Source organism: Falsiroseomonas oryziterrae, from assembly GCF_021864505.1.
GTDB classification, from domain to species: Bacteria; Pseudomonadota; Alphaproteobacteria; order Acetobacterales; family Acetobacteraceae; genus Falsiroseomonas; species Falsiroseomonas oryziterrae.
On record NZ_JAKJIB010000383.1, the window covers coordinates 1 to 3,566 of the forward strand.

The window sequence follows — 3,566 nt, forward strand, 5'->3', positions numbered from 1 at the left end:
GGGTCGGCGCCGGCCAGCTCGCGCAGCGCCGCACGCGCCCGCATGAGCCGGCGGCGGTCCGCGCAGGACGGCTCGGGCCGGGCGCCGGACTCGGGACGGGTCTTGGCTCGGTTGCTCATGATGACAGACAAGTAATCTTTGCGGCGGTCGGGTCAAGCCTGTGGCCTTGCCGACGGGGGCGCGGGCGGGCAGAACCGCGCCCCTCCCCGGATCACGATCGCATGAACGACCGCATCTCGCTCCCCAAGGACCGCATCCGCATCCTGCTGCTGGAAGGCATCGCGGACAGCGCGGTGGAGCTGTTCGGCAACGCCGACTACGCGACCATCCAGCGCGAGAAGAAGGCGCTGGAAGGCCAGGCGCTGATCGAGGCGGTGAAGGGGGTCCACATCCTCGGCATCCGCTCCCGCACCGAGGTGACGGAAGAGGTGCTGGAGGCGGCCGACCGCCTGATCGCGATCGGCTGCTTCTGCATCGGCACCAACCAGGTGGACCTGCAGGCGGCGGCGCGGCGCGGGGTCGCGGTGTTCAACGCCCCGTTCTCGAACACCCGATCGGTCGCCGAGCTGACGCTGGCCGAGGCCGTGATGCTGATGCGCGGCATCGTCGACAAGTCGGTCGCGGCGCATGCCGGCGGCTGGGACAAGTCGGCGGCGAATTCCTGGGAGATGCGCGGCAAGACGCTTGGCATCGTCGGCTACGGCAACATCGGGAGCCAGCTTTCGGTCCTCGCCGAGGCCTTCGGCATGCGCGTGATGTACTACGACCACACCGCCAAGCTGCCGCATGGCAATGCCCAGCAGGCGGCGAGCCTCGGCGAGCTGCTGCGCGAGGCCGATGTCGTCACGCTGCACGTGCCGGAGACGCCGGAGACGATCGGCATGATCGGCGCGGCGGAGCTCGCCCTCATGAAGCCCTCCGCGGTGCTGATCAACAACGCCCGCGGCACGGTGGTGGACGTGGACGCGCTGGCCGAGGCGCTGCGCGCGCGGCGCATCCTGGGCGCCGCGCTCGACGTCTTCCCGGTGGAGCCGAAGCGCAACGGGGAGGCCTTCACCTCGCCGCTGCAGGGACTGCCCAACGTGATCCTGACGCCGCATATCGGCGGCAGCACGGCGGAGGCGCAGGACCGCATCGGCGTGGAGGTCGCGCGGAAGCTGGTGGACTACAGCGACACCGGCGCGACGCTCGGCGCCGTCAACCTGCCCCAGGTGCAGCTGCCCGCGCGGCCGACCGGCGCGCGCTGGACGCACCTGCACCGCGACGCGCCGGGCATCCTCTCCCGCATCAACGAGAGCTTCGGCCGGCGGGGCCTCAACATCGCCGCGCAGTACTACCAGACGGATTCCGAGCTCGGTTACGTGGTGGTCGAGAGCGTGGAGGCGCGGGCCGAGGCGGAGGCGATCCTGGGCGAGCTGCGCGCCCTGCCCGGCACGGTGCGCGCGCGGCTGATCTACGAGCGCGGCTGACCGGCTGCCGGCCAGCGCAGCTGCGCCGGCGGCAGCCTCAGCGTGCATTCCAGCCCCTCGCGCTGCCAGAAGAAGCTGACTGCGCCGCCGAGCTGCCGCTCGACGGTGTTGCGGATAACGGAGGATCCGAAGCCCCGCCTGGCCGGCGGGCCATCGAGTTCCGGCCCGCCCCGCTCGGTCCAGCGCAGCACCAGCCCGGCGGCCGGCGTCGCCTCCCAGGCGATGCTCACCCTGCCTTCCGGGCGCGACAGGGCGCCGTACTTCGCGGCGTTCGTGGCGAGCTCGTGCATCGCCATCGCGAGCGGCTGCGCCGCGTCGGGCTGCAGCGCGACGGCGGGGCCCCGGAGCGACATGCGGTCGGGTGCGCCCGGCGCGCCCGCGACATGGGGCGCGACCTCGGCTTCCACGATCTCCCGCAGTTCCGCCGCACTCCATCCCTCGCGCGCCAGCAGCGTATGGGCGCGCGCCATGGCCGCGATGCGCCCGATCACCGCCGTGCGGAACCGCGCCGGATCGGCATCCCGCGTCAGGGCGACGATGGCCTGCACGACCGCGAGCGCGTTCTTGGCGCGGTGGTCCACCTCGCGCGCCAGCAGCATCTGGCGCTCCTCGGCGCGGCGCCGGTCGGTCACGTCCTGGTTGATCCCGCGGACGATCCGCGCCCGGCCGGCCGCGTCGCGCACCACCTCCCCGCGCGAGGCGATCCAGCGGACCTCCCCGGTGTCGGCGCGGCGGATGCGGTATTCGAATGCGAAGCGGGTCTGCGCCGGGTCCGACTGCATGGCCAGGCGCCGCACCGCGTGCTGGGCGCGCTCCTCGGCCACCAGGAAGCCGAGCTGCTCGGCTTCCTCCATCCAGGGGCCGCGCTCAGCGGGGTCGAGGCCGTAGAGCCGGAACATCGTCGGCGACCAATGCGCCGGCCCGGGCATGACGAGTTCGAAGACGCCGATCTCCCCGGCTTCCTGCGCCATGCGCAGACGCCCCTCGCTCTCGGCGAGCGCCGCCTCCGCCGCCGAGCGTGCGGTGATGTCGGTGGCGCAGGAGATCAGGTGCGTGATCCGCCCCTCCGCATCGCGGAGCGGCGCGATCTGGAAGTCGATTGCGAGCCGCTGCCCGTCGCGGCCGAACAGCACGACGTCGAAGCGCGACGAATCGCCCTTCGCCGCTCGCGCGCAGGCGTGGCGGATGCGGGCATGCACGACGGCATCCTTCGTCCACCAGGCACACTCCCAGAACGGCCTGCCGCGGACCTCAGCGAGAGACAGCCGGGCGGCCTCGAGCGGCGCGCGGTTCACCTCGAGCACGGTGCCTTCCGGCGTCAGCACGCCGACGAAGACGAAAAGGCTGTCGAGGACGCGGCGCAGCCGCGCCTCGCTCTCCGCCAGCGCCGCCTCCGCCGCCTTGCGGTCCGTCACGTCCGAGAAGACCCCGACGAACCGCACGACACGCCCGTTGGCGTCCCGCAGGAAGCGACCCAACGGTTCCACCCAGCGCACCTCGCCATCAGCGCGGATGACGCGGTGCTCGCAGCGATACAGCGTGCCGTCGGCGAGCGCCGCATCCCGCGCGGCGGAGACACGCGGCAGGTCGTCTGGATGGACCAGGCGCTTCCAGCTCTCCGGGGTGATGCGCTGCGCGGCCGAACTCAGGCCGAGGATCGAGAAGGCGCGTTCGTTCCAGACCTCCTCGCCAGTCACGAGGTCCTCATCCCAGGTGCCGAGGCCGGTGGCCTCGACCGCCATGCGCAGCCGCGCCTCGCTCTCGGCGATGCGGGCCGCGGCGGCGCGCGCCTCCGTCACGTCGCGGAGGAAGACGACGATGCCGCCATCCTCCCGCGGATGGCTCTCGGCATGGACGCGGCGGCCGCCGGGAAGGTCGGCCTCCGCCTCCGCACGGCAGCGCGCCAGCATCGCCAGTTCGCAGGCCCGCTGGATGGGTCCCGACAGTTGCGGCAGGGCATCGCGCCAAGGGCGTCCGATGAGGTCATCGCCACCGCCCAGCGCGACCGCGGCGCGGGTGTTGACGAAGGTGATGCGCCAGTCGGCGTCGGCGACCACGACGAGGTCGCCGCTCGCCTCCAGCACCGCAAGCAGCTCT

At 72.7% G+C, this 3,566-nt stretch carries 2 protein-coding genes; one reads left to right on the top strand and one right to left on the bottom strand.

The genetic code is table 11. From position 1 onward, the window contains the following. The first annotated feature begins 221 nt into the window (after positions 1–221). Positions 222–1,469, top strand: coding sequence for a phosphoglycerate dehydrogenase (gene serA / locus L2I40_RS20570; RefSeq protein ID WP_237217043.1), 1,248 nt, complete (start codon positions 222–224; stop codon positions 1,467–1,469). Here serA and L2I40_RS20575 read toward each other — a convergent pair. Continuing rightward, positions 1,454–3,566: PAS domain S-box protein (locus L2I40_RS20575; protein WP_237217044.1), on the bottom strand; the 2,113-nt coding region annotated here is incomplete at its 5' end. The two genes, serA and L2I40_RS20575, sit on opposite strands and share 16 nt — an antisense overlap.